Here is a 25,666-nt window from a genome sequence, read left to right as displayed (position 1 = left end):
GCCGGTCGTGGTGGCGGCGCTCGCGGTGGCGGCGCGCCGGCGCTGGCCGCTGCCCACCCTGCGTGTGGTGGGGCCGGATGGTCCGGGAGTTCGCCGCCCGGCCGGCCCGGGCGGCGGTCTTCGCGTACCAGTCGGGCCTGGTCGTCTCCTGAGGCTCCGGCCGGGTCGGAGCGGGGCTGCGGACGGCGGGCTACCCTAACGGTGGGCTGGACAGCCGGCCCGGCCGCCGTGCCCGCCGACCACGACAAACGGGATGTTCGCGTGTTTGACACCTTGAGTGACCGCCTGTCCGGGATCTTCACCAAGCTCCGCGGCAAGGGTCGGCTCACCGACGCCGACATCGACGCCACCGCGCGCGAGATCCGGATGGCGCTGCTGGAGGCCGACGTCGCCCTGCCGGTGGTCAAGGGCTTCATCGCCAACGTCAAGGAGCGGGCCCGCGGGGCCGAGGTCTCCCAGGCGCTCAACCCGGCGCAGCAGATCGTCAAGATCGTCAACGAGGAGCTGGTGAACGTCCTCGGCGGCGAGAGCCGGCGGCTCCAGTTCGCCAAGAACCCGCCCACGGTGATCATGTTGGCCGGCCTCCAGGGCTCCGGCAAGACCACCCTCGCCGGCAAGCTGGCCCGCTGGCTCAAGGGCCAGGGGCACCAGCCGCTGCTGGTCGCCGCCGACCTCCAGCGCCCCAACGCCGTCGGGCAGCTCCAGGTGCTCGGTGGCCGGGCCGGCGTCGAGGTGTACGCCCCGGCGCCCGGTAACGGCGTCGGCGACCCGGTGCAGGTGGCCCGCGACTCGATCGAGCACGCCAATCGGGCCGCCCGCGACATCGTCATCGTGGACACCGCCGGCCGCCTCGGCATCGACGCCGAGATGATGCAGCAGGCCGCGGACATCCGCGACGCGGTCCAGCCCGACGAGGTCGTCTTCGTCATCGACGCGATGGTCGGTCAGGACGCGGTCCGCACCGCCGAGGCGTTCCGCGACGGCGTCGGCATCACCGGCGTGGTCCTCTCCAAGCTCGACGGCGACGCGCGCGGTGGCGCGGCGCTGTCGGTCCGGGAGGTCACCGGCCAGCCGATCCTGTTCGCCTCCACCGGCGAGAAGCTGGAGGACTTCGATGTCTTCCACCCCGACCGGATGGCCAGCCGGATCCTCGGCATGGGCGACGTCCTCACCCTGATCGAGCAGGCCGAGGCGGCCTTCGACTCGGATCAGAAGGAGAAGATGACCGCCAAGCTGATGGGTGGGGAGACCTTCACGCTTGAGGACTTCCTCGATCAGCTCATCGCGGTCCGGCGGATGGGGCCGATCGCCAACGTGCTGGCGATGATGCCCGGCATGGGGCAGATGAAGGACCAGATCGCCGAGCTGGACGACAAGCACTTCGACCGGGTCACCGCGATCATCAGGTCGATGACCCCGGCCGAGCGCACCACCCCGAAGATCATCAACGGCTCTCGGCGGGCCCGCATCGCCAGCGGCTCCGGCGTCACCGTGATGGACGTCAACCAACTGCTCAACCGCTTCGCCGACGCGCAGAAGATGATGAAGCAGATGGGCGGCATGATGGGCCTGCCCGGCGGCGGCCGGCGCAAGGCGACCAAGTCGCCGAAGAACAAGCGCAAGGGCACCAAGGGTGGCAACCGGCCGCGCACCGGGGCCGGCGCGGCGGGCGGCTTCCCCGGCGGCATGCCGCAGCTCCCGCCGGGCCTGGACCCGGGCGACCTGGCCGGCGGCCAGGGCCTGCCGCCCGGCTTCAAGCTGCCGAAGATCGACTTCAACAAGCTCGGCAAGGGCGGCGACAAGGGCCCGCGCTGACGTGTGTCGGTGACGGTGGGCGACCTTATCCTCTCCTAGGGTGATGTCGCCCCCTGGAAGGAGATGTCAATGACCGCGGCCCCGATCCTGCCGGAGCGGCACGAGTGGACGGTCGACGACCTGGGCGACCTGCCCAAGGACCTTCCGTACGAACTGATCAACGGAAGGTTGATCGTGCCGTCGCCCACCGCCATGCACCAGGAAATCTGTGTCGAGCTGCTGCTCGCCCTGCGCACCAACTGCCCGCCGGAGTTCCTGGTGAGCATCGACCTGTCCATGCGGGTCGACCGCCGCAACGAGCCGCGCCCGGACGTGGTGGTGATCCGGCGCAAGCACGCCGGCCGGTCGCCGGTCCCGATCGAGGACGCGCTGCTCGCCGTCGAGGTCGTCTCGCCGACGTCGCACTTCCGCGACCTCTACGACAAGGCGAGGGTCTACGCCCGCGCCGGCGTCGCCTCCTACTGGGTGGTGGACCCGCAGCACGAGCGGATCGCGCTCACCGAGTACACGCTGGGCGGCGGCACCCGCGAGTACGAGCAGGTGACTCACACCGAGGACCTGTTCGTCACGGAGCGGCCGTGGAAGGTTTCGGTCGACCTGCCGGCCCTGACCGCGCGTCGCAACGACCTGCTGGCCGGCGAGGACGGGTGATCGGGTAGGACTGTGCACATGGCTCTGCATGTGCGCGGTGTGTTCCTCCCCGACGACGAGGTCCGGGACGTGTGGCTGGTCGGCGACCGGGTCACCTTCGAACCGGTGCCGGGCGCCGAGACGGTCGCCGACGGCGGTTTCGTGCTGCCCGGCCTGACCGACGCGCACTGCCACATCGGCATCGCCCGCGGCGGCGCCCCGATCACCTCGCTCGACCAGGCCCGGGAGTTGGCCCGGATCGACCGGGACGCCGGCGTGCTGGCGATCCGGGACGCCGGGTCGCCGTACCCGTACCCCGAGTTGGAGGACGAGCCGGACCTGCCGCGACTGGCCCGCGCGGGCCGGCACGTCGCGCCGCCGAAGCGCTACCTGCGCGACATCGGCGTGGAGGTCGGTGCGGCGGAGGTCGCCGCGACGGTGGCCGCGCAGGCCGCCGCCGGCAACGGCTGGGTCAAGCTGGTCGGCGACTGGATCGACCGGGGCGTGGGTGACCTGACGCCGGCCTGGGACGCCGACACCATGACCGCGGCGGTCACCGCCGCGCACGCCGCCGGGGTACGCGCCGCGGTGCACACGTTCTCCGAGTCGGCGGTGGAGATCATGGTGCGGGCCGGGGTGGACTCGGTGGAGCACGGCACCGGGTTGAGCCTCGACCTGATCGACCTGATGGCCCGGCAGGGCACCGCGCTGGTCCCCACCATGATCAATATTCGGACCTTCGGCCACATCGCGGAGCAGGCCCGAGCGAAGTTCCCCGGGTACGCCGACCACATGCTCGCCCTGCGCGACCGTTTCCCCGAGGTGGTCCGCGCCGCCCACGAGGCGGGCGTGCCGATCTACGTCGGCACCGACGCGGGCGGCGGCATCGACCACGGGCTCGCGGCCGAGGAGATGCTGCTGCTGCACGAGCAGGCCGGCATGGCCGCCGAGGACGTGCTCGCCGCCGCCTCCTGGCGGGCCCGGGAGTGGCTCGGCTTCCCCGGCCTGGTCGAGGGCGGCCTCGCCGACCTGGTGGTCTACCCCGAGGACCCGCGCCGCGACCTGCGCGTCGTACGCACCCCGTCCCGCATCATCCTCCGCGGCCACCCCCTCCGCTGACCGCCCCGCGCCGTCGTCCGAGCGCGCTGATTCACGGAAAGTGCGCCTGTTCCGCGCCGGATGGCCACTCTTTCCGTGAATCAGGGCTCAGCGGGGGCGGCGGTGAGGAAGAGGTGCACGGACAGGTCGGCCAGCTTGGCGGCGGTCTCGTCGACCGGGGCGCCGGGCAGCACGATGTGGCTGACCACCAGCCGGACGGTGCTGTCCGCCGCGAAGGCCAACGCCGCCGGGTCGGCGTCGGGCAGGTGCCGCCCCGCCCACTCCAGCAGCACGGCTGTCGACTCGGTGAGCACCAGGTCGGCGCGCGTGGTCAGGTAGGGCAGCAGCTCGTCCGAGCCGCCCCGCGCGCTGGTCAGGATCGCCTTGACCAGCGGGTTGTCGGCGGCCGAGGCGAGCGTGCGGCGGATCGCCGCGTACGCCGCCGCGCGCACGTCGGCGCCGTGGGCGTCCAGCGCGGACCGGACCGCGCCGACGAACCGGTCCACCTCGTGCCGGGCCAGCGCCTCGGCCAGGCCCGCCTTGGTGCCGAACTCGTTGTAGACCGTCTGCCGGCTCACCCCGGCTGCCTCGGCCACCGCGCCCATCCGGACGCCGTCCCAGCCATCCGCCACGGTCTGCGCCCGGGCGGCCTCGACTATCGCGTCCCGTGCCTCACCCATCGCCGTCGAAGTCTACGGCCGACCGGGGCGACACGGCGCGGGCCGGCTCCCCGGCGCAACGGCGGCGCGCGCGACGCATAGGATGTGCGGTCATGGCACGCGTGCTCACTCCCCGTGCGGAGGACTTTCCCCGCTGGTACCAGGACCTGATCGCCAAGGCGAAGCTGGCCGACAACGGCCCGGTTCGGGGCACCATGGTCATCCGACCGGCCGGCTACGCCATCTGGGAGCGGATGCAGGCCGAGATGGACGCCCGGATCAAGGCGGCCGGCGCGGAGAACGCGTACTTCCCGCTGTTCATCCCGGAGAGCTACCTCAAGCGCGAGGCCGAGCACGTCGAGGGCTTCTCGCCGGAACTGGCGGTGGTCACCCACGGCGGCGGCAAGCAGCTCGCCGAGCCGGTGGTGGTGCGCCCCACCAGCGAGACGGTGATCGGCGAGTTCATGGCCAAGTGGATCGACTCCTACCGGGACCTGCCGCTGCTGCTCAACCAGTGGGCGAACGTGGTCCGCTGGGAGCTGCGCCCGCGGATCTTCCTGCGCACCAGCGAGTTCCTCTGGCAGGAGGGGCACACCGCGCACGCCACCCGCGACGACGCCCGCGGCTACGCCCGGCGGATCCTGCACGAGGCGTACGAGGATCTGATGGTCAACGTGCTGGGCATCCCGGTGGTGGTCGGCCTGAAGACCGCCCGGGAGCGCTTCGCCGGCGCCACCGCCACCTACACGTGCGAGGGCATGATGGGCGACGGCAAGGCGCTCCAGCTGGGCACCAGCCACGAGCTGGGCCAGAACTTCGCCAAGGCGTTCGACATCAGCTACTCCTCGGCCGAGGGCGGCCGGGAGCACGCCTGGACCACCTCCTGGGGCACCTCGACCCGGATGCTCGGCGGTCTGATCATGTGCCACGGCGACGACAACGGGCTGCGGGTGCCGCCGAAGCTGGCGCCGGTGCAGGCGTACGTGATGATCGTCAAGGACGGCGAGGGCGTCGGGGAAGCGGCACGAAAGCTTCATGACGCGCTGCGTGACGCCGGGGTGCGGGTGGCGCTGGACGACCGGACCGACACCGCGTTCGGCCGCCGCGCGGTCGACGCCGAGCTGCGCGGCTACCCGGTCCGCGTCGAGGTCGGCCCCCGTGACCTGGCCGCCGGCAACGCGGTGGTGGTCCGGCGTACGGACGGCTCGAAGGCCCCGACGCCGGTGGCCGACGTGGTCGGCGCGGTGCTGGCCGCGCTGGACGCCGACCAGCGGGCGCTGCACGACCAGGCGCTGGAGTTCCGCCGGTCCCGCACCGTCGAGGTGTCGACGCTGGCCGAGGCGATCGAGGCGTCCGCCACCGGCTGGGCCATGGTGCCGTGGTCGGCGGTCGGCGTCGAGGGCGAGGCCGAGGCGAACGGTCAGGGCGTCACGGTCCGCTGCCTGCTGCGCGCCGACGGCGCGGTGCCGGACACCGAGGACGAGCCCGACCTCGTGGCCGTCCTCGCCCGCGCCTACTGAGGTGCAAGGAGGGGCCCCCGGTTAACGCATCCGGTAGAGGCGGGGCCCCCTCTTAACACGTGAAGGATGGTGAGCGTGCGGTTCGAACCCGGCCGGCTGGTCCTGCACCGCAACGTGCGGCACGGGCGGATCGGCTGGGTCCGCTCGGCCCGCGTCGTCTGCGACGACGAGCGCGGGCTGCTGCTCTGGGTGGCGCGGGACGCGCCGGTGGCGCACGAGGTGACCGCCGCCGGGCTGGGCATGCGCGCGGTGCCGTTCACCGAGTGGATCACTTCCGCGTACGCGCTGGCGCGCGGCACGTGGAACGGGCCGCCGGTGCTGAAGTTCCTGCCCGCCGGCGCCGCCCACTCGGTGTGGTGGTTCCGCGACGAGCGGGGCCGGTTCCAGAACTGGTACGTGAACCTGGAGGAGCCGGGCGTGCGCTGGGACGACGGCGCAGTGGCCGGGGTCGACATCGTGGACCAGGATCTCGACGTGGTGGTCCACCCGGACCTGACCTGGGAGTGGAAGGACGAGGACGAGTTCGTCGAGCGGCTCGCCTTCCCGGAGCACTACTGGGTTACCGACGCCAAGGCGGTGCGGGCCGAGGGGGAGCGGGTGATCCGGCTCGCCGAGGCGGGCGCGTTCCCGTTCGACGGGACGTGGCGGGACTTCACCCCACCGGCGGAATGGGACGTACCGGACGGGCTGCCGCCGGGTTGGGATCGGCCGCCGGCGCGCTGAGCGGGTGTCCTCCGTCACGTCCCGGACGGTTCGGGGCGCGCGGTGCGGGTCCGGTGTGACTGTTCCGGACCGGATCTGGCAGAATGGACCGCTGGTATCCGACGCGCGTCCGGCGCCCTCTAACCCGGGCGCGTCGTCAGTTCACCGAGCAGTCTCCGGCCCAAACCCCACTGTGCCGGTCGGCGCTCACCCGCCACACCGCCCGCCCGGGCTGGTGAGATCGCAACAGGAGCGAAACAACTGTGGCCGTAAAGATCCGGCTCCTGCGGATGGGCAAGATCCGCAACCCGCAGTACCGCATCGTCATCGCCGACTCGCGCACCAAGCGTGACGGTCGTGCGATCGAGTTCGTCGGTGTGTACCAGCCGAAGGAGGACCCTTCGGTGATCGAGGTCAAGTCGGAGCGGGTCCAGTACTGGCTGTCCGTCGGCGCCCAGCCGAGCGAGGCCGTGCAGCGCCTGCTGGAGCTGACCGGTGACTGGCAGAAGTTCAAGGGCCTGCCCGCCCCGCCGCCGCTGAAGGTCGCCGCCGAGCGGGCCGACCGCAAGGCGGCCTACGAGGCCGAGGCGAAGGCCGCCGCCGGCGTGGCGGACACCCCCGCGAAGCCGGCCAAGAAGGCCGCCAAGGCGGAGGCCGCGAAGCCCGAGGCCGCGAAGCCGGAGGTCGAGGCGCCGAAGGCGGAGGAGCCGAAGGCCGAGGCGCAGACCGGCGCCGAGTCCGGTGAGCAGGCCTGACATGGCGCTGCGTCCCGCCCTGGAGCACCTGGTCAAGGGGATCGTCGACCACCCGGACGACGTCCGGGTGCGGATGGTCGATTCCCGTCGGGGCAAGCGGCTCGAGGTCCGCGTGCACCCGGAGGATCTCGGCACGGTGATCGGGCGGTCCGGCCGGACCGCCAAGGCGCTGCGCCAGGTGATCGGCTCCATCGGCGGGCGTGGGGTACGCGTCGACATCGTCGACTCGTACTGATGCTTCTCGTCGTCGGCCGGATCGGCAAGCCGCACGGCATCCGCGGTGAGGTCACCGTGGAGGTGCGGACGGATGAGCCCGAGGCACGTTTCGCCCCCGGTTCGGTGCTGGTCACCGAGCCGGGGGCGGTTCCGACCGAACCCGGCGCCTGGCGGGTGCCGCCGAAGCTGACCGTGGAGTCGGCGCGCTGGCACCAGGGCCGGTTGCTTGTCGCGTTCTCCGGCGTGCCCGGTCGTGACGTCGCCGAGGCGCTGCGCAACACGCTTGTCGGCGTGGACAGCGCCGACGTCGACGCGCCGGCCGACCCGGAGGAGTTCCACGACCACCAGTTGGTCGGGCTCGCCGTGGTCACCCCCGACGGGGAACGGCTCGGCGAGGTGGACCGGATCGACCACGCTCCCGCCTCCGACCTGCTGGTGGTGCGGCGTCCCGAGGGGCGCACCGCGCTCATCCCGTTCGTCAAGGCGATCGTGCCCGAGGTGGATCTCGCCGGCGGTCGCGTCGTCGTCGACCCGCCCGGCGGTCTGCTCGACCTCTAGGAGCCACCGCATGCGCGTCGACATCGTGTCGATCTTCCCGGACTACTTCGCCCCGCTGGACCTGTCGCTGATCGGCAAGGCCCGGGCGGGCGGGCTGCTGCGGCTGGCCGTACACGATCTGCGGACCTGGACCCACGACGTGCACCGCACGGTCGACGACACGCCCTACGGCGGCGGCCCGGGCATGGTCATGCGGCCGGAGCCGTGGGGCGAGGCGCTGGACGCGCTGGCCCCCGACGAGCTGAGCCCGGACGGGCACACCCTGCCGCGACTGCTGGTGCCGTCGCCGGCCGGGGTCCCGTTCACCCAGGCGATGGCGCACGAGCTGGCCGCCGAGTCGCACCTGCTCTTCGCCTGCGGCCGGTACGAGGGCATCGACCAGCGGGTGCTCGACCACGCGGCGTCGCGGATGCGGGTCACCGAGGTCTCCCTCGGCGACTACGTGCTCTTCGGCGGCGAGGTGGCCGTGCTGGTCATCCTGGAGGCGGTCACCCGGCTGCTGCCCGGCGTGCTGGGCAACGCCGGCTCGCTGGACGAGGAGTCGCACGCGCACGGCCTGCTGGAGGCCCCGCTCTACACCAAGCCGCCGACCTGGCGCGGGTTGGACGTGCCCGATGTGCTCCGCTCCGGCGACCACGGCCGGATCGCCCGGTGGCGGCGCGACGAGGCGCTGCTGCGCACGGCGTCCCGCCGCCCCGACCTGGTCGGCGTGCTGCCCCCGGAGAGCCTGGACGCGCGCGACCGGGCGGCGTTGGCCGGGGGCGGATTTCCCTCGCCGCCGGAGCCTGTGGCAAAGTAGAGGGGTTGCCGCGTCCGCCCACGCCGTGGGTTGGTCGCGAGGACCCTCGACCGGGGCCGGCGTGACCGGCCACCACCCGGGGGTCAGAATCACCCGTTCGCGCATCGACTGACGGTGCGCCGTGAGCCTCACGAGGACACCGCGATGAACATCCTGGACGCCCTTGACGCCCAGTCGAAGCGCTCCGACCTGCCCGACTTCCGTGCCGGTGACACCGTCAAGGTGCACGCGCGGGTCGTCGAGGGCAGCCGGTCCCGGGTCCAGATCTTCCAGGGCGTCGTGATCCGTCGCCAGGGCGACGGGCTGCGCGAGACCTTCTCCGTCCGCAAGATTAGCTTCGGCGTCGGTGTGGAGCGGACCTACCCGCTGAACAGCCCGGGCATCGACCGGATCGAGATCGTGACCCGCGGTGACGTGCGCCGCGCCAAGCTCTACTACCTGCGCGAGCTGCGCGGCAAGAAGGCCAAGATCAAGGAGCTGCGGGAGAAGCAGCCGGCGAACTGATTCTTCGTTCGCCACGCCGCCGGGGCTGCGCGGATGTCGTATCGACCGGATCGCATTACCCTGGTCGGTACGGGCGCAGCCGGACGGCGCCGAAGCGGTCCGCTGCCGCCCGTGGGGTCTCCGCGAGGAGACTCCCGGGCGGCAGCGTCGTTTCCGCGGACCGGAGAGTGGCATGGTGCAGATGCTTGACGAGAACGGCACCGCCGATCCCTGGCGCCGACGCGCTCGGCGGTCCCGACGGCAGATGCCGCTCTGGCAGGAGTTGCCGTTGCTGCTCGTGGTGGCGTTCTGCCTGGCGGTGCTGATCCGCACGTTCCTGCTCCAGGCGTTCTTCATCCCCTCCGGGTCGATGGAGAACACGCTGCTCGTCGGCGACCGGGTGCTGGTCAACAAGGTCGTCTACGACATGCGGGACCCGGTCCGCGGCGAGGTCGTGGTGTTCCGGGGCACCGATCGTTGGGTCGCCCAGGAGGCGCCGGCCCCACCGACCAACCTCGCCGGCCGGGTCAGCCGGACCCTCGGCGACCTGGTCGGGGTCAGCCGTCCCGGCGAGAAGGACTTCATCAAGCGCGTCATCGGGGTGCCCGGCGACAAGGTCTGGTGCTGCGACAAGGGTCGGGTCGTGGTCAACGGCACCCCGCTGGAGGAGCAGGCGTACGTCTCCGAGGACTCCCCGATCGAGCTGCCGCCCAACCCGAAGGAGTGCCGGTCCCGGCAGTTCACCGAGGTGGTGGTGCCGCCGGGGCAGATCTTCGTGATGGGCGACCACCGGTTGGTGTCGCAGGACGCCCGGTGCCAGGGGCCGGTGCCGATCGACAACGTCATCGGCCGCGCCTTCATGATCGTCTGGCCGTCGCAGCGGTGGACCAGTCTGCCCGTACCGAAGACCTTCACGGTCCTGCCCCGCCCGGACGCCGCGCCGGCCCGGCCGGCCCCGGTCGACCCCGATCCGGTGGGGGGAGTGGTCCTGATTCTCCCGGTCGCGGCCACGCTGACTGTTCTCGCGGGTTCGGGGCGACTGCGCCGTACCCGGGGACGTAGGCTCCTCCCGTGATTGACGAGCAGACCGAAAAGCCGCGCAGCTCCTTCTGGAAGGAGCTGCCCATCCTCCTGGGTGTGGCGATCCTGGTCGCAGTGCTGGTTCGTGCCTTCGTGCTGCAGACCTTCTTCATCCCGTCGCCGTCGATGGAGAACACGCTCAAGATCGACGATCGGGTGCTGGTCAACAAGCTGGTCTACGACTTCCGCTCGCCGCACCGCGGTGAGGTGATCGTCTTCAAGGCGCCGATCGAGTGGAGCGGGAACCCCGACGGCGAGGACTTCATCAAGCGGGTGATCGGCGTCGGCGGCGACCACGTGGTCTGCTGCGACCGGGCCGGCGGCCAGGAACGGCTGATCATCAACGGCAAGCCGATCGACGAGCCGTTCATCTTCCCCGGCAACAAACCGGCCGACCAGGACTTCGACGTCACCGTGCCGGAGGGTCGGCTGTGGGTGATGGGCGACCACCGGGAGGCCTCGGGTGACTCGCTGGAGCACTGGCAGCAGTCCGGCGAGGACATCAACGAGGCGACCATTCCGGAGGGTGAGGTCGTCGGCCGGGCCTTCACCATCTTCTGGCCGTTCGACCGGGCCACCTGGCTGACCGTGCCGAAGCAGTTCGACGGCATCCCGAATCCCTGAGTCGTCGCCGGGGCGGCGTGGTCGTCCGTCGGTGGCGTCTGGCAGGCTGGTGCGGTGACCGTCTACACCCCTCGACGCGCGGCCCGGGTGCTGCTGGTGGACGCGTCCGACCGGGTGCTGCTGTTCCACGGCAGTGATCCGGCCCGGCCGGGGCACCGCTACTGGTTCACCCCGGGCGGCGGGCTCGACCCGGGCGAGTCCCCGGCCGAGGGCGCGGCGCGTGAGCTGGCCGAGGAGACCGGTCTGCGGCTGGCCCCGGCCGAGCTGGGCACGCCGGTCTGGTCGGAGACGATCGAGTTCCCGTTCGACGGCGTCCGGTACCGCCAGGAGCAGGAGTTCTTCCTGGTCCGGGTGCCCGGCTGGGAGGTCGACACCGCCGGCTTCGACGCGATCGAGCGGGCCACCGTCCTCGGGCACCGGTGGTGGGCGGTAGATGAGTTGGCCGCCACCGCCGAGCGCTACTATCCGCCGGACCTGCCCGCCCGGCTCGGCCGGGCGCTCGTCGGGAGCGACGGGTGCTGACCCCGCCGCGCACGGTGGTGCGCCGCGACGGCGGCCTCTACGCGCTGGAGCGGGCCCTGCAGCGTCGGGGCTTCCGTCAGGTGGCGGGCGCCGACGAGGCCGGGCGGGGGGCGTGCGCGGGGCCGTTGGTGGCCGCCGCCGCGGTGCTGCCCGAGGGGCGGCGCGGCGAGATCGACGAGTTGGCCGACTCCAAGCTGCTCACCCCGGCCGCCCGGGAGCGGGTCTACGACGAGGTGGTGGCGCGGGCCCTGGCGTACGCCGTGGTGGTCATCCCGGCCGAGGAGGTCGACGCGCGTGGGCTGCACGTGTGCAACCTCGCCGCGATGCGCCGGGCGCTCGCCTCGCTCGCCACCCGGCCCGACTACGTGCTGACCGACGGCTTCGGCGTGGACGGGCTCGACGTGCCGGGGCTGGCGGTCTGGAAGGGCGACCGGGTGGCGGCCTGCGTCGCGGCGGCGAGCGTGCTCGCCAAGGTCACCCGGGACCGGCTCATGGTGGACCTGGACCTGCGGTTCCCCGGCTACGGCTTCGCCGAGCACAAGGGCTACATCACCGCCGAGCACAGCGCCGCGCTGCGCGAGCTGGGGCCCTGCCGGGAACACCGCTTCTCGTACGTGAACGTGGCCGCCGTCTCCGGGCGGGACGGCCGGCCGCCCCGGGCCCGGCGGCCGGTGGGACGCCAGGCGGAGACGGCGCTCTTCGGGCGTCCGGACGAGCCGATGGAGCACTCCGGCGCGTCACGGGGTACCGTCGGCGTGGCGTTGGGCGAGCAGCCGCGACCTCCGGTGTCGGTGGGGGAAGATGTGGTCATGGAAGGCGGAGTGCGATGAGCGCGGAAGATCTCGAGAAGTACGAGACCGAGATGGAGCTGCAGCTCTACCGGGAGTACCGCGACATTGTCCGCCAGTTCTCCTACGTGGTGGAGACCGAGCGTCGCTTCTACCTGGCCAATCAGGTCGACCTGCACGTGCGCAACTCCGACGGCGAGGTCTACTTCGAGGTCGAGATGCACGACGCCTGGGTGTGGGACATGTACCGTCCAGCCCGTTTCGTCAAGAACGTCCGAGTAATGACGTTCAAGGATGTCAATGTCGAAGAGCTGGAAAAGCCCGACATCTCGCTTCCCGCAGATTCCGGTTTCGGCGGCTGACCGCGACGGGCCGAACGGCCCGCCGCCGGCGGTTCACTCCGTCGGCACGACCACCGCGACCCGCTGCACCAGGTTGTTCGCGAACCCGCCCCGGTTCCACGGCTGCTCGACCGGTTGGGTCCGCCCCGAGGCGTCCGTCGCCCGGGCTCCCAGCACCCACCGCCCCGGCTCCGCCGTCCACGCCACCGACCACCGGCGCCACCCCCACCCGTCCCCGGTGGGCTCGTCCAGGCTCGCCGGCACCCACGAGTCGCCGCCGTCGAAGGTCACCTCGACCGCGGTCACCGGCCCGTAGCCGGACCAGGCCCGACCATCCACCGTGCATGGACCGGGCCGCAGCACCCGGGTGCGCGACATGAAGTCCGGGAAACCGGGTGGGCGCACCAACGCGCGCGGCTCGATCCGGGTCACCGGCACCCCCGGGTCGCCGGCGTCGCGCCGCAGCCGGTAGGCCACCGCGTTCTGATAGCCGTCGAACGGCTCCGTCGTCACGTGGATGTCCCGCAGCCACTTCACGTGCGCCATGCCGTACCACCCCGGCACGATCAGCCGCAGCGGGGCGCCGTGCTGCGGCAGCAGCGGAGCGCCGTTCATCTCGTACGCCAGCAGCACCTCCGCGCGCAGCGCGTCTGCCACCGGCAGCGCCCGCTGGTAGTCCTGCTCGACACCGCGTTCCACCCCGTGGTCCGCCCCGGTGAACACCACGTCCACCGCGTCGTCGGCCACACCGGCCTCCCGCAGCAGCGGCGCCAGCGGGGTGCCCGTCCACTCGGCGTTGCCCACCGCCTCCACCAGCCACGGCTGGCTGACCGGGCGCGGATGCAGCAACGCCCGGCCGTTGCCGGCACACTCCAAGGTGACCTGCCGGGTGACCCGGGGCCGCGCCCGCAGCGCCGCCAGGTCCAGCCGGAGGGGGCGCGCGAGCGCCCCGGACACGGTGAGCGTGTGCGCGTCGGCGTCGACGTCCGGGATGTCGTAGTGGATGAGCAGGTAGTGCAGGCCCGCCGGGGTCACGTCGTAGCGCAGCGCCTCCAGCGGGATGCCGTGGTTGCGCGCGGCGAGCTGAAGCTCCTCGGCGCTGATCGCCTCGTCCGGCCCGGCCACCCGGGAGGGCCGGCTGACATCGTCCATCGTGGTCATCGCCGCTCCAACTCGTCGTAGCCCACGAACTCGAACATCCGCGCCCCCGCCGCCAGCGGTCGGGGCGGCCCGGTGAACCGGTGCGCGCCGACACCCACACCGTCGGCCGGGCTGCTCACCGCGACCGGGACGAAGCCCTCCTCGGCGAACCAGGCGCAGATGGCGGGCACCAGGTCCGGCTGGCGACGGTGCCGGGTCCACAGCACGGTGCCGCCGGTGGCGCAGAGCGACGCGCAGTGCCGCACCGTCGAGCGGATGTCGTCGTCGGAGATGTTGCCGAAGACCCCGCACACCAGCACCAGGCCCGCCGGCGTCAGGTCGGCGTACCGGTCGGTCACCGCCGCGTCGCCGGTCACCACCTCGACGCCGGTCAGCCCCGCCGCCGCGACCGCCCTGCGGGCCAGCTCGGTGTTACGCGGATCCAGCTCGACCAGGCGGGCGGTCACCGCACCGCCGCGCGGATGGGCGGCGAGCACGGGGATCAGGTCGCGTCCCTGACCGGCGCAGAGGCTGATCGCGCGCACCGGGCCGGGCGGCGCCGCGTCCAGCGCCTCGGCGATCAGTCGTCGCACCTCGGCCAGCCGCCGGGACAGCGCGGAGTCGGGCTGGTCGTAGTCGCGGTGCCAGTCGAGCCAGTCCTTCGTCACGCGGCCAGCATAGGCGGCCCGGCCATAGCAGATCCGTCCCGACTTCGAGGGTGGTCCACAACCGGCTGTTGTCCACAGTGCCGCCCCCGGGCGGGCGCGTCACGTCGCCCCCGACCGGCAGAGTCCCGGCATGAGAACCCCGATCGGCTCGGCCCTGCTGCTGGTTTTGCTCCTCGTGCCCGGCCTGCCCGCCGAAATCGACGCGCCACCGGCCGGACCGTCTGCGTCCGCACGTCCGATGCCGGCCCCCGCGTCGTCGCTGTCCGCAGCTCCGGTGCCGGCCGGGGCGTCGCCGTCGTCCGTCGGCCCGGCATCGCCCGCGGCTCTCCCGCCCGTCGCGGGCCCGGCGGCGCGCTTCCGGTGGCCGCTGCCCGGCCCGCCCCGGCTGGCCCGGCGGTTCGACCCGCCCGCGCAGCCGTGGCTGCCCGGGCACCGGGGCGTGGACCTGCTGGCCGAGCCGGGCGTCGAGGTGCGGGCCGCGGGCGCCGGAACCGTCCTCTTCGCCGGCACGGTGGCGGGACGGCCGGTGGTCACCGTCGGGCACGCCGACGGGCTGCGCACCACCTACGAACCCGTCCGGCCCCGGCGCGCGGCCGGCGACCGGGTCGGTGCCGGCGCCCCGATCGGAGACCTGCTCGCCGGGCACCCCGGCTGCGCCGCCGCGGCGTGCCTGCACTGGGGGCTGCGCCGCGGTGACGACTACCTGGACCCGCTCGCCCTGCTCGGGCTGGGCCGGGTCCGCCTGCTCCCGCTCGACCCGCCGGCTCCCGAACCTGCGCGCGGGTCACTCAGCGCCCGGCGAACAGCGTGGGCAGCCGCACGGCCAGCCGGTCGTACTCCTCGGGCGTGTTGTAGACCTGGCCGCACAGCCGCAGATAGCCGCGCCCGTGCCAGCCGGCGATCGACACCTCCGCGGCCAGCCGGTCCGCGATCTCGGCCCGCAACGCCTGGGCGGCGTCCAGCGTCGTCGCGACACCGGGCGGCAGCGGCACGAGCCGCATGGCGACCGCCGGCCCGCCGGGCGCCGGCAGCCGCTCCGGCGCCACCCCCAGCGCGTCCCCGACGACCCGTTGCCCGTACGCCGCGAGGGCCGCGTTGTGCGCGCGGACCCGGTCCACGCCGAGGCTGCGCAGGGTGAACAGGCCGACGGGGGCGGCCAGCCAACCGGTGTAGTCGACTGTCGCCTGCCACTCGACCCGGGTGGGGAACCCGCTGCCCTGTTCCCACGAGACGACGAGCGGCTGGATCCGCTCCCGCCACGGCTGCGCCACCACCAGCGCGGCGGTGCCGCGCGGCGCGTACGCCCACTTGTGCAGGTTGCCGACCCAGAAGTCGGCGCCCACCGAGGCCACCGACGCCGGCAGCATGCCCGGCGCGTGCGCCGCGTCCACCAGCACCGGCACGCCCCGCTCCCGCGCCACCGCGACGAGCGCCGCCGCCGGGAACAGTCGGGCGGTCGGCGAGGTGAGCTGGTCGACGATCAGCAGCTTGGTCCGCCCGGGACGCAGCCCGGCCCGGACGATCTCGACCACCTCCTCGTCGGTGGCCGCCAACGGCACGGCCACGGTGCGGGACACCGCGCCGGTCCGCTCGCACTCGCGGGCCACCGACAGGGCGACCGCGCCGTAGCCGTGGTCGGTGGTCAGCACCTCGTCGCCGGGCCGCAGCGCGAGCGACTGCAACACCACTGCCGCGCCGGCCGTGACGTTGCCGACCAGGGCGGTGCCGTCCGGGTCGGCGCCGAGGAAGGTGGCCAGGTGCCGCCGGGCGTGGGCGATCCGGTCGACCAGGCCCCGGGTGAAGAACCGCAGCGGGTTGGCTTCCATCTCGTCGCGCAGGCGCTGCTGGGCGCGCTGCACGGGGATCGGCACGGCGCCGAACGAGCCGTGGTTGAGGTGGCTGACGGCTGCGTCGAGGGAGAAGAGCAGCCGAGCCCCGGAAATCGGCTCGGGTGGCTGCGGCACCGTCATCCGTCGATCCTAGCCCGCGGTGGATCATCGCCTGGCCGCTTCGGTCAGGCGCGTGGATGTGCCTGCCGGTACGCCGCCCGCAGCCGTTCCACCGAGACGTGCGTGTAGATCTGGGTGCTGGCCAGCGACGAGTGCCCGAGCAGCTCCTGCACGGCGCGCAGGTCCGCGCCGCCTTCGAGCAGGTGGGTGGCGGCCGAGTGGCGCAGCCCGTGCGGGGTCACCCGGGGCAACCCTGCCGCCCCGGTCCAGGCGGCCACGATCCGCCGCGCCGTGGTCGGGTTGAGCCGCCCGCCCCGGGCCCCGAGCAGCAACGCGCGGCCCGAACCCGGCGCCACCAGGGCCGGCCGACCGGTGTCGAGCCAGGCGTCGAGCGCCCGCTGCGCCGGCACCCCGTACGGCACCGCGCGCTCCCGCCCGCCCTTGCCCAGCACGCGCACCAGCCGGCGGCCCTGGTCGACGTCCGCGACGTCCAGCCCGCACGCCTCGCTGATCCGGACCCCGGTGCCGTAGAGCAGTTCGAGCAGCAGCCGGTCCCGCAACAGCACCGCCTCGGGCGGCCCGTCGCCGGTCGTGCCCGAAGCCGTCGCGCCGTCGCGCGCCGTCGCACGGTCGGCTCGGTCGCCGGCCGTGCGTCCGCCCGACCGGCGGCCATCCGTCTTCCGGCGTTCGTCCGTCGCCCGACTGCCGTCCGTCGCCCGACTGCCGTCCGTCGCCCGACTGCCGTCCGTTGTCCTGTCGTCATCCGTCGCCCGTCGCTCGGCCGTCGTACGGCTGTCGTCCGGTTGCCGGCCGGCCCGGGCCGGGGCGTCCATCAGCACGGCGGCCTGGTCGGCGCGCAGGACGGTGGGCAGCTCCCGACGGGCCCGTGGGCTGGCCAGCGGCGCGGCGACGTCGGTGGGGAGCAGGCCGGCCCGGTGCGCCCAGACGCTGAACGTGCGCGCGGCGGCGGCCCGCCGGGCCATTGTCGTCCGGGCGGCCCCCGTCGTCCGCTGCTTCGCCAGCCAGCTACGCAGCACCGCGAGATCCAGCTCGGGCAGATCGGCGGCGCCCATCCGCACCGCGTGGTCCAGCAGGGAGACCAGATCGGTGACGTACGCCCGGACGGTGTGCGCGGAGCGGTTGCGCACCCGGGAGAGGTGATCGGCGAAGGCGTCCACCGCCTCGCGCATCGGGTCCGGCAGCTCCTCGTGCGCCGCCCGCGTGCCGCGCCGCCGCTCGGTCATCGGGCGGCTCCGCGCCCGCCGCCGGGGCGGTTGACAATTCGGGCGAGGCGGGTGCGGTCGGAAAGCACCCGTCCAGCCTACGGGCGGAACGACAGCCCCGCCGCTGCCACCACGGCGGGCCCTCGCATCCACCGGACCGGTGTCGGTCCCGTCCCCGGCGTCCAGCTCCACGGCCCCGACCCGGAGATTGACCGCCGCCGCGGCGCGGGTCGTGGCCGCGACCGGTGGGCAGTCGGTCCGGTCGGGCGGGCACGCCGGCGCCCGCTGCCGGCCGACCATCACCCGCCGCTGCGCCCGGCGCGCCGGGGCGGGGTGGCAGAACCGGCCCTGGACAGGAGAAACTCGTCCGGTGGGACGGTCGGCGCGGGTGCACGGCCGAGCCGTCCCCGGCCGGCCGGGGCGTCGCCGCGACGGTGACGCCGGTGCGAGGAGGGACCGGGCGTGGGAGTGGATGCCGTCCTCTACCGGCGGGTGCGCTCCGGTGCCGACCGCCGCCGGCTGTCGTACGTGTCGGTCGAGGTCGTGGCGGACCGGCAGGACGTGCTGCTGGACCTGCTCGCCCGGGTCCGGGGCGGCGGGCGTACCCCGATGCTGGACCGCGTCGACCCCCTCGGCGAGCTGACCGTGGACGCCGGGCAGGTGCCGCGCCTGCTCACCGAGCTGCGATGCCTGCTGGAGGTGGCCCGCGCACCGCAGGAGGTCGAGCAGGTCCGCCGGCTGGCCCGGCTCGCCCACCGCTGCCTGGAGGGACGCGACGTCGAACTGCGGTTCGAGGGCGACTGACGCGACCCGGGCTGCGGTGCACTGCGGCGCTCACCCGTCTGCCGTGGCGGCCGGCGCGAGCGCGTAGCCGCCGTCCCGGCGTGTCACCAGGGCCAGCTCCTCCAGCATGGACAGCTTCCGCATCGCGGTACGCAGGTCCACCCCGGCCCGCGCCGCGACGCTCTCCAGACCGATCGGTCGGCGACGGGGCAGCGCCTCCAGCACCTGGGTGGCGTCGTCGTCCAGCCGGTCCCGCGGTCGCTCCGGGGCCCGCGCGAGCGGTGCCAGGTCGTCCCCGATCCGGCCCACCTCCTCCAGCACGTGCGCGACGCCGGTGACCAGCCTGGCGGCGGACTTCTCGCGGAGCACCTCGTGCCCGCCCACGGACATGGCCGAGGTCACCGGACCGGGCACCACCATCGCCGGCCGCTTCAGGCCGAGCGCCCGGTTGAGGGTCTGGGTGGCGCCGCTGCGCGCTGCCGCCTCGACCAACACCGTGCCCCTGGTCGCGGCCGCGATGACCCGGTTGCGGATGAGGAACCGGGGACGCAGCGGCTCCGCGCCCGGCATCCATTCGCTCACCAGCAGGCCGGTCTCCGCGATCCGGTCGAACAGCGCCGCGTTGCCCATCGGGTAGGGGCGGTCCAGCCCGCAGGCCAGCACCGCGACCGTGCGCCCGCCCGCGGTCAACGCCCCCCGGTGTGCCGCCGAGTCGATGCCGAACGCCCCGCCGGACACCACAGTCCACTCCCGGTCGGCGAGCCCGTAGCCCAACTCGGTGGCGACGTGCGAGCCGTACGGGGTGGCCGCCCGGGCACCGACCACCGCCACCGAGCGGTCCAGTGCCTCGCCGAGCGGCCAGGGGCCGCGTACCCAGAAGCAGAGCGGCGGGTCGGTCTCCACGTCGACCCGCCGGGTGGCGTCGGGCAGCGCCAGACCGCGGAGCTGGGCGACCTGCGGCGGCCACTCGTCGTCCCCCGGGACGACCAGCCGCGCGCCGAGCCGCTCCCCGCGTGCCAGCGCATCCGCCGCGACCGCGCGGGCGTCGCCGGCGGCCGTGCGGGCGGTGACCGCCGCCCGGAGCGTCCGCTCCGGTGCGCCCCCGGCCAGGAGCAGGTCGAGCGTGGCCACCGGGCCGAGCCGGTGGACCAGTTGGTGGACCGACCGGGTGCCCGGCTCGGCGAGCCAGGTCAGCGCGACCCGGGCCAGTCTCTCGTCGGCGTTCACGTGCCCTCTCCCGTCCTGAGCTGGATTGCCTCGTCGATGTCGTCGTGGTCGGGCCGATCCCGTCCGTCCAGGTCCGCGATGGTCCACGAGAGCCGCAGGACCCGGTCGTACCCGCGCGCCGACAGCGATCCGGTGTCGAGGCGGCGGCGCAGCTCCCGGGTGGCCGCCGCCGGCAGGTGCCACGGCGGCCGGCGCAGGTGCGGGCCGGGCACGTCGGCGTTCACCCGGTGCCCGGTGGCCGCCCAGCGGTCGGCGGCGGCGCGGCGTGCCTCGACGACCCGGGCGGCCACGGCGGCCGAGGGCTCGTGCGGCGTGCCGGTCTGCACCAACTCGGCCGCGCGCACCGGCATCAGGCCGACCTGCACGTCGACCCGGTCGAGCAGGGGACCGGACAGCCGCCCCAGGTAGCGCCGCCGGGCCTGCGGGGTGCACTCGCAGTCGAGATCGCCGGACGGCTTGGCGCAGGGGCACGGGTTGGCGGCCAGCACCAGTTGGCTGCGCGCCGGGTATTCGGTGGCGCCCCGGGCCCGGGCCACCCGGACCCGGCCACTCTCCAGCGGTTGGCGCAACGCCTCCAGCGCGCCCTTGCCGAACTCGGGTGCCTCGTCGAGGAAGAGCACACCCCGGTGGGCCAGCGACACCGCGCCGGGGCGGGCCAGCCCGGAACCGCCACCTACCAGCGCCGGCACCGTCGCGGTGTGGTGCGGCGCCTGGAACGGGGGACGGCGCAGCAGGCCGCCGCCGGGTGGCAGCAGGCCGGCGATCGAGTGCAGCGCGGTCACCTCCAGGGCCGCCTCGTCGTCCAGTTCGGGCAGGATCGACGGCAGGCGCTCGGCGAGCATCGTCTTGCCGGCCCCGGGCGGGCCCAGCAGCGCGAGGTGGTGGCCGCCGGCGGCGGCGATCTCCAGGGCCCGGCGGCCGAGTGGCTGCCCGGCGACGTCGCGGAGGTCGGGACCGGCGGGTGCACCGGCCGGGGCCGGCGCGGACGGGACGAGCAGGGGCACGCCGTCGCGGACGTGAGCGACGAGCCGGTGCAGCGTGTCGACGGCGCGGACGCGTACGCCGGGGATGACCGCGGCCTCGGCGGCGTTACCGGCGGGCACCACCACCCGCGGGTATCCGGCCCGGGCGGCGGCGGCCACCATGGGCAGGGTGCCGCGGACCGGCCGGACGGTGCCGTCGAGGCCGAGTTCGCCGAGGACGACCGTGGCGTCGAGGGCGACCGGTGGCAGTTCACCGGAGCCGGCGAGCACGGCCACGGCGATGGCGAGATCGAACGCGGAGCCGTACTTCGGCAGGGTGGCCGGCAGCAGGTTGAGGGTGATCCGCCGGTTGGGCCACTTCTGCCCGGAGTTGACGATGGCCGCGCGGACCCGGTCGCGGGCCTCGTGCAGCGCGGTGTCGGGCAGGCCGGAGATGACCACGGCGGGCAGGCCGGGGGCGAGGTCGGCCTCGACCTCGACCACGTGCCCGGCCACCCCGGCCAGGCCGACGCTGAGCACCTTGGCGTAACCCATGTCAGAACGCGCCCCGCAGGTGCTCGACGCGGGCGTGGCCGGCGGCCGGCAGCCGGACCGAGAGCACGTCGAAGCGGACCTCGTCGGCGGTGGTGCCGGTCTCGGCGAGCCAGCGGGCGGCCAGGCCGCGCAGCCGGCGGGCCTTGGCCCGGACCACGGCCTCGGCGGGGGAGCCGTAACGCTCGGTGCGTCGGGTCTTCACCTCGCAGAAGGCGAGGACCGGACCCTCCCAGGCGATGATGTCGATCTCCCCGTCGGGGCAGCGCCAGTTGCGGGCGACCGGGCGTAGCCCGGTCTCGATCAGGTGCCGCAGCGCGCACCGTTCGCCGTAGGCGCCGACGGCCTGGTTCCGGTTCGTCATGCCGGTCAGGATGCGGGCGACGGGGACGGTCGCGGGGGGTCCACGGGGCCGGCCTGTGGACGACGGCCGCTTGTGGACGAACCCACGATCATGCGGCCGATGTGCTAGGCCGGACGCGATGGCGGACGGTGATGGCACCGTCGATCTCGGGAGCCCATGGGTGATTTGCGCCTACCAGTTGTGACGCCTCTTTACAGCGCAAGTCGACGTTCCCTACTGTCACGTCGCCGACAGGTACTGAACGGGGGTTCGGGTGAACGGAAGCAGTGCGTCCAGGCGTTGGTGTGGTGCCGGAGAGACAACGGCAGCACCTTTCATCGGTGATCCCGCGGTCGCGGTTGCTGATCACCTCTCTCCCGCGGTGATCCCCGCGCACTGACCCGACCTGACCTGATCGTCGGCTCGGGCGGCGGGCGTCGCTGCCTCCTGCCGTAGCGGTCGATCCTCACTCACTTTTCCCGCGCACCGCGCGGGCCCTTCGCTGTGCTCACCCACGCAATGAGGAGTGCTTTGGTGACAAGACGTGGAATCGTCCCCCCGCGGCGCCGTCGTGGCCTCGCGGCGTCGCTCGTCGGGCTGGCCCTGGTCGCCGTCGCCGGTCCGACCGCGATGCCGTCGCCGGCCGGCGCGGAACCGGCGGCCCCCGAGGCGGCGGCCGCGCCCGAGGCGCCCGTGCTGAGCGAGGTCGATGCTCTGGCGCAGGCCGGGAAGCTGAAGTCCCCGGTGGAGGTGACCGGCCTCAGGACCGAGGACTCGCGCGTGCTGGCGACTCCGCGGGGCACGCTGGTGCTGGAGTCGTATGCGGAGCCGCAGTGGACCCGGGCCCGCGACGGTGGCCCGTGGCGGAAGATCGACACCCGGCTCGAACGGCGCGCCGACGGGTCGGTGGCGCCGGTGGCGACGCTGACCGACGTGACGTTCACCGCCGGTGGGAGCGGCCCGACGATCCGGCTGCCGCTGGCCGACGGACAGGTGTCCCTGTCCTGGCCGGGAGAGCTGCCGGCGCCGACGCTCGACGGCGACACCGCCGTGTACGCCTCGGTGCTGCCGGAGGTGGACCTGCGGCTGCGGGCGCTGCGTGACGGGTTCACCTGGGCGCTGGTGGTGAAGTCCGCACAGGCGGCGGCGAACCCGGCGTTGGACGAGCTGCGGTTCGCGCTGCGTACCACCGGATCGCTCGCCAAGCGGTCCCGTGCCGGTGGCGGGTTCGAGGTCGCCGACCGCAGCGGACGGTCCGTGCTGTCCGCCGGAGGCGCGCTGATGTGGGATTCGGCCGGGGTGGCCACGCCCGCCAAGGGCGCCACGGGCCGGGCGGGGAACGCGTTCGCGGCGCAGGACCGGCGTGACGCGCTGCGGGTGGTGCCGGACCGGGCGCGCAAGGCGGAGATCGCGACCGGGGTCCAGGGCGAGGACCTGGTGATCCGTCCGGATCGGTCGCTGCTGCGCGGCAAGAGCACCGTGTACCCGGTGGTCATCGACCCGTGGAGCACGATCGAGAAGACCCGGTGGGGCTATTCGAGCACCAACAACGCGACCCGCAACGACGGCGTGGCCCGGGTCGGGAAGGATCCCGACGGGTCGGGCACCTACCGGTCCTACTTCTCGTTCAAGCTGACCTCGTTGTCCGGCAAGACGATCCGCGACGCCAAGTTCCTGACCGAGATGACGCACTCGTGGGACTGCGGCAACACGCCGGTGAACCTGTGGCGGACGGCCGACATGGCGACCACCGGCAAGCAGACCTGGTCCGGGCCGAGCTTCTCGAAGTGGCTGGAGGAACGGTCGGCGCACGCGCACAAGCCGTCGGGCGGCGCCGGCTGCGACGACGACCCGCAGCCGGACAAGCCGATGGAGTTTTCCAGCCAGAACGTCATCAACGACATCAGCGCCAACCGCGGCCAGGACATCTACACGCTGGCGCTGTCGACCCGGCAGTCCGACGGGTCGTCGGAGTCGACGAGCAACTGGTGGAAGAAGTTCGACCCGGTGCAGACCAAGCTGACGATCGAGTACAACACCAACCCCAACACCCCGACCGCGGCGCAGCTGTCGACCCACGCCGGCTACACCGCGCCGGCTCAGCCCTGCGTGACAGGTGCGTCCCGACCGGCGGTGCGCTCGGACTTCCCGTGGCTGAAGGCGACGGTGAGCGACCCGGACGGCAGTGGCGGCGGCAGCCTCTCCGGCGTCTTCACGCTCCAGAAGCTGGGCGGCAGCACCTGGACCAACGTGTCCGGCTGGCCGAGGACCGACTCCGGGGTCGCACCCGGGGCCAAGGCGGAGTTGCAGTTGACCACGAAGACGGTCAACGGCGAGACGTACCGGTGGCAGGTGCAGACCAAGGACACCCTCGGTGGGTCGTCGACCGCGTCGCCGTGGTGCGAGTTCTCCATCGACTACTCCGCGCCCGCCTCGACCCCGACCGTCACGGCGGCCGACGGGCTCTATCTGGAGGCGCCACCGCGCGGCACCGACCTCGACTCCCACGGCTCACCCGGCTATTCGGGACGGTTCACGTTCTCGGCCAACGGCGCGGCGGATGTTTACGACTACGTCTACCAGGTCAACGGCGGCCCGGAGATGACGGTACGGGCAAGCCAGCTCGGAGGCCCTGCGACGGTGTGGGTGACGCCGACCGTGCGTCTGGAGAACGTGGTGACGGTGCGCAGCCGCGACCAGGCCGGCAACCCCTCCGCCTCCTACGACTACGTCTTCTACGCCGGTGACCCGTCGGCCCCGGTCGCCCACTGGGCGATGGACGAGGGCACCGGCACCGCATTGGCCAACAAGATCGACGGTGGGGCCGCGGCGACGCTGACCCCGTCGCCTAAATGGACGGACTCCCGGGTGCTGGGCACGCACAAGCAGTCCGGCAAGGACTGGGCGATCGAACTCGACGGCGTCGACGACCAGGCGGCCACGGCGGGAGCGGTGATCGACACGACCCGCAGCTTCTCGTTCGCCGCGTGGGTGCGAGCCGACGCCGTCGGCGGAGTCGTCGTGGCGCAGGCGGGCACCAACAAGAGCCCGTTCGAGCTGCAGTACTACCCGACGAAGCAGCGCTGGTGTTTCGTCAGCTACGTCTCCGACACCGCCTACGCGGCGTCCACCCCTTCGCCCGCCTGTGCCACCGACCCGGTGCAGCCGGGAGTGTGGGTGCATCTTGCCGGCGTCTACGATGCCGGCGCCAGCAGCCAGCTCGCCCTCTACGTCAACGGCGTTCGCAAGGGCACCGGTGCCACCAGCGCACCGCCGTGGTCCGCGACCGGTCCGCTGCTGATCGGCGCCGGGCGCAACGGGTCGCCGACCGGATGGGTCAAGGGGGCGATCAGTGAGGTACGCGTCTGGAACCGGGCCATCAACCCGGACATCGACCTGGTCGACCTCGTCCGTCCCGTTCGAGTGGGCCAGTGGGACATGGAGGACGACGACCAGGAGGAGCCGCGCCAGGCCGGTGACTCGTCCGGCTATCAGCACCCGCTGAACCTCACCGCTTCGCCGTCGGCTCAGTGGACCGCGGACGGCTTCGACTCCATGGGGCTGAACTTCGACGGTGTCTCGGGTGCGGCCGTGACGGACGGTCCGGTGCTGCGTACCGACCAGTCCTACACGGTGTCCGCGTGGGTCCGCTTCGCCGGAGGGCCCGGTGCGCGGACGGTCATCGCGCAGGACGGTACGAACATCTCCAGTTCGTTCCTGAGCTGCCGCACCGACGCCAACGGCTCCAGGTGGTCGGTGATGGTCCGGTCGGGCGACTCGACGGCCGCTTCCGGGCTCTACGTGAACGGCAGCGACTGCATGGTCAACCAGTGGGCGCACCTCACCGCCGTGCAGGACGTGACCACCAAGACCATCAGCCTCTACGTCAACGGTGTGCTGGTCAACCAGAGCACGCCCGCCTTCGCCCCATGGCACGGCGCGGGCGGCCTGTCGATCGGACGGGGCAGGTGGGGCGCGCCGACCGACTACTTCAACGGCGACATCGACCGGGTCCAGGTGTGGCAGGGGGCGCTCAGCGCCGCCGAGGTAAATGCCGTGTTCGCCGGATTCTGAGACCGAACGGCAGTCGCCGACCTCGTGAACGGTCCGGCGCCACGCAGGCATGAGCGTGGCGCCCGGACCACCCAGCAACCTCCCGCGCGAGCCGGTGCGGGGCGGACACGTGACCCTCGAAGGGACCCGATGAGAACAGTCAGAGCTGGTCGGCC

25 protein-coding genes and 1 pseudogene are annotated in these 25,666 nt (G+C 73.4%); 18 read left to right on the top strand and 8 right to left on the bottom strand.

The window, feature by feature from the left end; translation table 11 throughout:
* Nucleotides 1–261: 261 nt before the first annotated feature.
* The 3 genes from ffh to AB0H28_RS06865 all read left to right on the top strand — a co-directional run bounded on the left by ffh (nt 262) and on the right by AB0H28_RS06865 (nt 3,564).
* Nucleotides 262–1,815, top strand: a complete 1,554-nt coding sequence (ffh, locus tag AB0H28_RS06875) for a signal recognition particle protein (protein ID WP_358035368.1) — start codon at nt 262–264, stop codon at nt 1,813–1,815.
* A gap of 69 nt (nt 1,816–1,884) precedes the next feature.
* Nucleotides 1,885–2,466: a Uma2 family endonuclease gene (locus AB0H28_RS06870; RefSeq protein ID WP_358035365.1), complete on the top strand. Its 582-nt coding sequence runs from the start codon at nt 1,885–1,887 to the stop codon at nt 2,464–2,466.
* Nucleotides 2,467–2,484: 18 nt separating this feature from the next.
* Nucleotides 2,485–3,564 (top strand): amidohydrolase family protein, encoded by a 1,080-nt coding sequence (locus AB0H28_RS06865; protein ID WP_358035363.1) that lies wholly within the window; start codon nt 2,485–2,487, stop codon nt 3,562–3,564.
* An 80-nt stretch (nt 3,565–3,644) separates the two neighbouring features.
* Here the strand turns inward: AB0H28_RS06865 and AB0H28_RS06860 are convergent, their stop codons facing one another.
* Nucleotides 3,645–4,223 carry a TetR family transcriptional regulator gene (locus AB0H28_RS06860; RefSeq protein ID WP_358035361.1) on the bottom strand — a complete coding sequence of 193 codons (579 nt, stop codon included), beginning with the start codon at nt 4,221–4,223 and terminating at the stop codon, nt 3,645–3,647.
* 92 nt (nt 4,224–4,315) lie between these two features.
* Between AB0H28_RS06860 and proS the strand changes: the two genes are divergently transcribed.
* The 12 genes from proS to AB0H28_RS06800 all read left to right on the top strand — a co-directional run bounded on the left by proS (nt 4,316) and on the right by AB0H28_RS06800 (nt 12,611).
* Complete coding sequence (gene proS / locus AB0H28_RS06855; protein WP_358035359.1) at nt 4,316–5,722, top strand: proline--tRNA ligase; 1,407 nt, start codon at nt 4,316–4,318, stop codon at nt 5,720–5,722.
* A 75-nt stretch (nt 5,723–5,797) separates the two neighbouring features.
* A complete protein-coding gene (locus tag AB0H28_RS06850; RefSeq protein ID WP_358035357.1) occupies nt 5,798–6,445 on the top strand; it encodes a DUF402 domain-containing protein in 648 nt (215 codons plus the stop codon).
* 242 nt (nt 6,446–6,687) lie between these two features.
* Nucleotides 6,688–7,179: a 30S ribosomal protein S16 gene (gene rpsP / locus AB0H28_RS06845; RefSeq protein WP_358035355.1), complete on the top strand. Its 492-nt coding sequence runs from the start codon at nt 6,688–6,690 to the stop codon at nt 7,177–7,179.
* A gap of 1 nt (nt 7,180) precedes the next feature.
* Nucleotides 7,181–7,414 (top strand): RNA-binding protein, encoded by a 234-nt coding sequence (locus AB0H28_RS06840; protein ID WP_013732101.1) that lies wholly within the window; start codon nt 7,181–7,183, stop codon nt 7,412–7,414.
* Nucleotides 7,414–7,953 carry a ribosome maturation factor RimM gene (gene rimM / locus AB0H28_RS06835; protein WP_358035352.1) on the top strand — a complete coding sequence of 180 codons (540 nt, stop codon included), beginning with the start codon at nt 7,414–7,416 and terminating at the stop codon, nt 7,951–7,953. The genes AB0H28_RS06840 and rimM overlap by 1 nt, the downstream gene beginning before the upstream one ends.
* 10 nt (nt 7,954–7,963) lie before the next feature.
* Nucleotides 7,964–8,752: a tRNA (guanosine(37)-N1)-methyltransferase TrmD gene (gene trmD / locus AB0H28_RS06830; protein WP_358035350.1), complete on the top strand. Its 789-nt coding sequence runs from the start codon at nt 7,964–7,966 to the stop codon at nt 8,750–8,752.
* A 144-nt stretch (nt 8,753–8,896) separates the two neighbouring features.
* A complete protein-coding gene (gene rplS, locus AB0H28_RS06825; protein ID WP_181572173.1) occupies nt 8,897–9,256 on the top strand; it encodes a 50S ribosomal protein L19 in 360 nt (119 codons plus the stop codon).
* Nucleotides 9,257–9,428: 172 nt separating this feature from the next.
* Nucleotides 9,429–10,310, top strand: coding sequence for a signal peptidase I (gene lepB / locus AB0H28_RS06820; RefSeq protein WP_358035347.1), 882 nt, complete (start codon nt 9,429–9,431; stop codon nt 10,308–10,310).
* On the top strand, nt 10,307–10,939 hold the full coding sequence (gene lepB, locus AB0H28_RS06815; RefSeq protein WP_358035344.1) for a signal peptidase I: 633 nt from the start codon (nt 10,307–10,309) through the stop codon (nt 10,937–10,939). Before lepB (AB0H28_RS06820) ends, lepB (AB0H28_RS06815) begins: the two co-directional genes overlap by 4 nt.
* Before the next feature lie 54 nt (nt 10,940–10,993).
* The gene (locus AB0H28_RS06810) at nt 10,994–11,461 is read left to right on the top strand and encodes an NUDIX hydrolase (RefSeq protein ID WP_358035341.1); all 468 of its coding nucleotides are present in this window, start codon (nt 10,994–10,996) and stop codon (nt 11,459–11,461) included.
* Entirely contained in the window at nt 11,455–12,291 is an 837-nt protein-coding gene (locus tag AB0H28_RS06805; RefSeq protein ID WP_358035338.1) for a ribonuclease HII, read from the top strand. The genes AB0H28_RS06810 and AB0H28_RS06805 overlap by 7 nt, the downstream gene beginning before the upstream one ends.
* A complete protein-coding gene (locus tag AB0H28_RS06800) occupies nt 12,288–12,611 on the top strand; it encodes a DUF2469 domain-containing protein (protein ID WP_007075222.1) in 324 nt (107 codons plus the stop codon). Before AB0H28_RS06805 ends, AB0H28_RS06800 begins: the two co-directional genes overlap by 4 nt.
* Nucleotides 12,612–12,644: 33 nt before the next feature.
* Here the strand turns inward: AB0H28_RS06800 and AB0H28_RS06795 are convergent, their stop codons facing one another.
* Together AB0H28_RS06795 and AB0H28_RS06790 are read right to left on the bottom strand one after the other, a co-directional pair.
* Complete coding sequence (locus AB0H28_RS06795) at nt 12,645–13,751, bottom strand: sulfite oxidase (protein WP_358035336.1); 1,107 nt, start codon at nt 13,749–13,751, stop codon at nt 12,645–12,647.
* On the bottom strand, nt 13,748–14,398 hold the full coding sequence (locus AB0H28_RS06790) for a class I SAM-dependent methyltransferase (protein ID WP_358035333.1): 651 nt from the start codon (nt 14,396–14,398) through the stop codon (nt 13,748–13,750). The genes AB0H28_RS06795 and AB0H28_RS06790 overlap by 4 nt, the downstream gene beginning before the upstream one ends.
* A 130-nt stretch (nt 14,399–14,528) precedes the next feature.
* On the opposite strand from AB0H28_RS06790, the pseudogene AB0H28_RS06785 reads away from it, so the two are divergent.
* Nucleotides 14,529–15,155, top strand: a pseudogene (locus AB0H28_RS06785) (peptidoglycan DD-metalloendopeptidase family protein); the annotation flags it as partial.
* A gap of 31 nt (nt 15,156–15,186) precedes the next feature.
* On the opposite strand, the gene AB0H28_RS06780 reads toward AB0H28_RS06785, so the two are convergent.
* A complete protein-coding gene (locus AB0H28_RS06780) occupies nt 15,187–16,368 on the bottom strand; it encodes an aminotransferase class V-fold PLP-dependent enzyme (RefSeq protein WP_358035330.1) in 1,182 nt (393 codons plus the stop codon).
* Between the two features lie 44 nt (nt 16,369–16,412).
* Nucleotides 16,413–17,591 carry a tyrosine-type recombinase/integrase gene (locus tag AB0H28_RS06775; protein WP_358035327.1) on the bottom strand — a complete coding sequence of 393 codons (1,179 nt, stop codon included), beginning with the start codon at nt 17,589–17,591 and terminating at the stop codon, nt 16,413–16,415.
* A 441-nt stretch (nt 17,592–18,032) separates the two neighbouring features.
* Between AB0H28_RS06775 and AB0H28_RS06770 the strand changes: the two genes are divergently transcribed.
* The gene (locus AB0H28_RS06770; RefSeq protein ID WP_358035324.1) at nt 18,033–18,374 is read left to right on the top strand and encodes a hypothetical protein; all 342 of its coding nucleotides are present in this window, start codon (nt 18,033–18,035) and stop codon (nt 18,372–18,374) included.
* Between the two features lie 30 nt (nt 18,375–18,404).
* Here the strand turns inward: AB0H28_RS06770 and AB0H28_RS06765 are convergent, their stop codons facing one another.
* From AB0H28_RS06765 to AB0H28_RS06755, 3 genes are read right to left on the bottom strand one after another with little or no spacing between them, the layout of a single operon-like run.
* Nucleotides 18,405–19,580, bottom strand: coding sequence for a DNA-processing protein DprA (locus AB0H28_RS06765; protein WP_358035321.1), 1,176 nt, complete (start codon nt 19,578–19,580; stop codon nt 18,405–18,407).
* Nucleotides 19,577–21,097: a YifB family Mg chelatase-like AAA ATPase gene (locus AB0H28_RS06760; protein WP_358035318.1), complete on the bottom strand. Its 1,521-nt coding sequence runs from the start codon at nt 21,095–21,097 to the stop codon at nt 19,577–19,579. The genes AB0H28_RS06765 and AB0H28_RS06760 overlap by 4 nt, the downstream gene beginning before the upstream one ends.
* A gap of 1 nt (nt 21,098) precedes the next feature.
* Complete coding sequence (locus AB0H28_RS06755) at nt 21,099–21,458, bottom strand: YraN family protein (protein WP_358035315.1); 360 nt, start codon at nt 21,456–21,458, stop codon at nt 21,099–21,101.
* A gap of 513 nt (nt 21,459–21,971) precedes the next feature.
* Here AB0H28_RS06755 and AB0H28_RS06750 point away from each other — a divergent pair.
* Nucleotides 21,972–25,511 carry a LamG domain-containing protein gene (locus tag AB0H28_RS06750; protein ID WP_358035313.1) on the top strand — a complete coding sequence of 1,180 codons (3,540 nt, stop codon included), beginning with the start codon at nt 21,972–21,974 and terminating at the stop codon, nt 25,509–25,511.
* Nucleotides 25,512–25,666: the final 155 nt, after the last annotated feature.

It is taken from the genome of Micromonospora sp. NPDC050980, from assembly GCF_040653835.1.
In the GTDB taxonomy this organism is placed as follows: Bacteria; Actinomycetota; Actinomycetes; order Mycobacteriales; family Micromonosporaceae; genus Micromonospora.
Note: the sequence above shows the minus strand (reverse complement) of the source record. Positions and strands in the feature narration are given on the sequence as shown.

Excerpts from the sequence above, each read along its gene's own strand:
- AB0H28_RS06870 (WP_358035365.1), top strand. The coding sequence starts at position 1,885 with ATGACCGCGGCCCCGATCCTGCCGGAGCGGCACGAGTGGACGGTCGAC.
- AB0H28_RS06865 (WP_358035363.1), top strand. The coding sequence starts at position 2,485 with ATGGCTCTGCATGTGCGCGGTGTGTTCCTCCCCGACGACGAGGTCCGG.
- AB0H28_RS06860 (WP_358035361.1), bottom strand. The coding sequence starts at position 4,223 with ATGGGTGAGGCACGGGACGCGATAGTCGAGGCCGCCCGGGCGCAGACC.
- proS (WP_358035359.1), top strand. The coding sequence starts at position 4,316 with ATGGCACGCGTGCTCACTCCCCGTGCGGAGGACTTTCCCCGCTGGTAC.
- AB0H28_RS06840 (WP_013732101.1), top strand. The coding sequence starts at position 7,181 with ATGGCGCTGCGTCCCGCCCTGGAGCACCTGGTCAAGGGGATCGTCGAC.
- rimM (WP_358035352.1), top strand. The coding sequence starts at position 7,414 with ATGCTTCTCGTCGTCGGCCGGATCGGCAAGCCGCACGGCATCCGCGGT.
- trmD (WP_358035350.1), top strand. The coding sequence starts at position 7,964 with ATGCGCGTCGACATCGTGTCGATCTTCCCGGACTACTTCGCCCCGCTG.
- rplS (WP_181572173.1), top strand. The coding sequence starts at position 8,897 with ATGAACATCCTGGACGCCCTTGACGCCCAGTCGAAGCGCTCCGACCTG.
- lepB (WP_358035347.1), top strand. The coding sequence starts at position 9,429 with ATGGTGCAGATGCTTGACGAGAACGGCACCGCCGATCCCTGGCGCCGA.
- AB0H28_RS06800 (WP_007075222.1), top strand. The coding sequence starts at position 12,288 with ATGAGCGCGGAAGATCTCGAGAAGTACGAGACCGAGATGGAGCTGCAG.
- AB0H28_RS06795 (WP_358035336.1), bottom strand. The coding sequence starts at position 13,751 with ATGACCACGATGGACGATGTCAGCCGGCCCTCCCGGGTGGCCGGGCCG.
- AB0H28_RS06780 (WP_358035330.1), bottom strand. The coding sequence starts at position 16,368 with ATGACGGTGCCGCAGCCACCCGAGCCGATTTCCGGGGCTCGGCTGCTC.
- AB0H28_RS06775 (WP_358035327.1), bottom strand. The coding sequence starts at position 17,591 with ATGACCGAGCGGCGGCGCGGCACGCGGGCGGCGCACGAGGAGCTGCCG.
- AB0H28_RS06760 (WP_358035318.1), bottom strand. The coding sequence starts at position 21,097 with ATGGGTTACGCCAAGGTGCTCAGCGTCGGCCTGGCCGGGGTGGCCGGG.
- AB0H28_RS06755 (WP_358035315.1), bottom strand. The coding sequence starts at position 21,458 with ATGACGAACCGGAACCAGGCCGTCGGCGCCTACGGCGAACGGTGCGCG.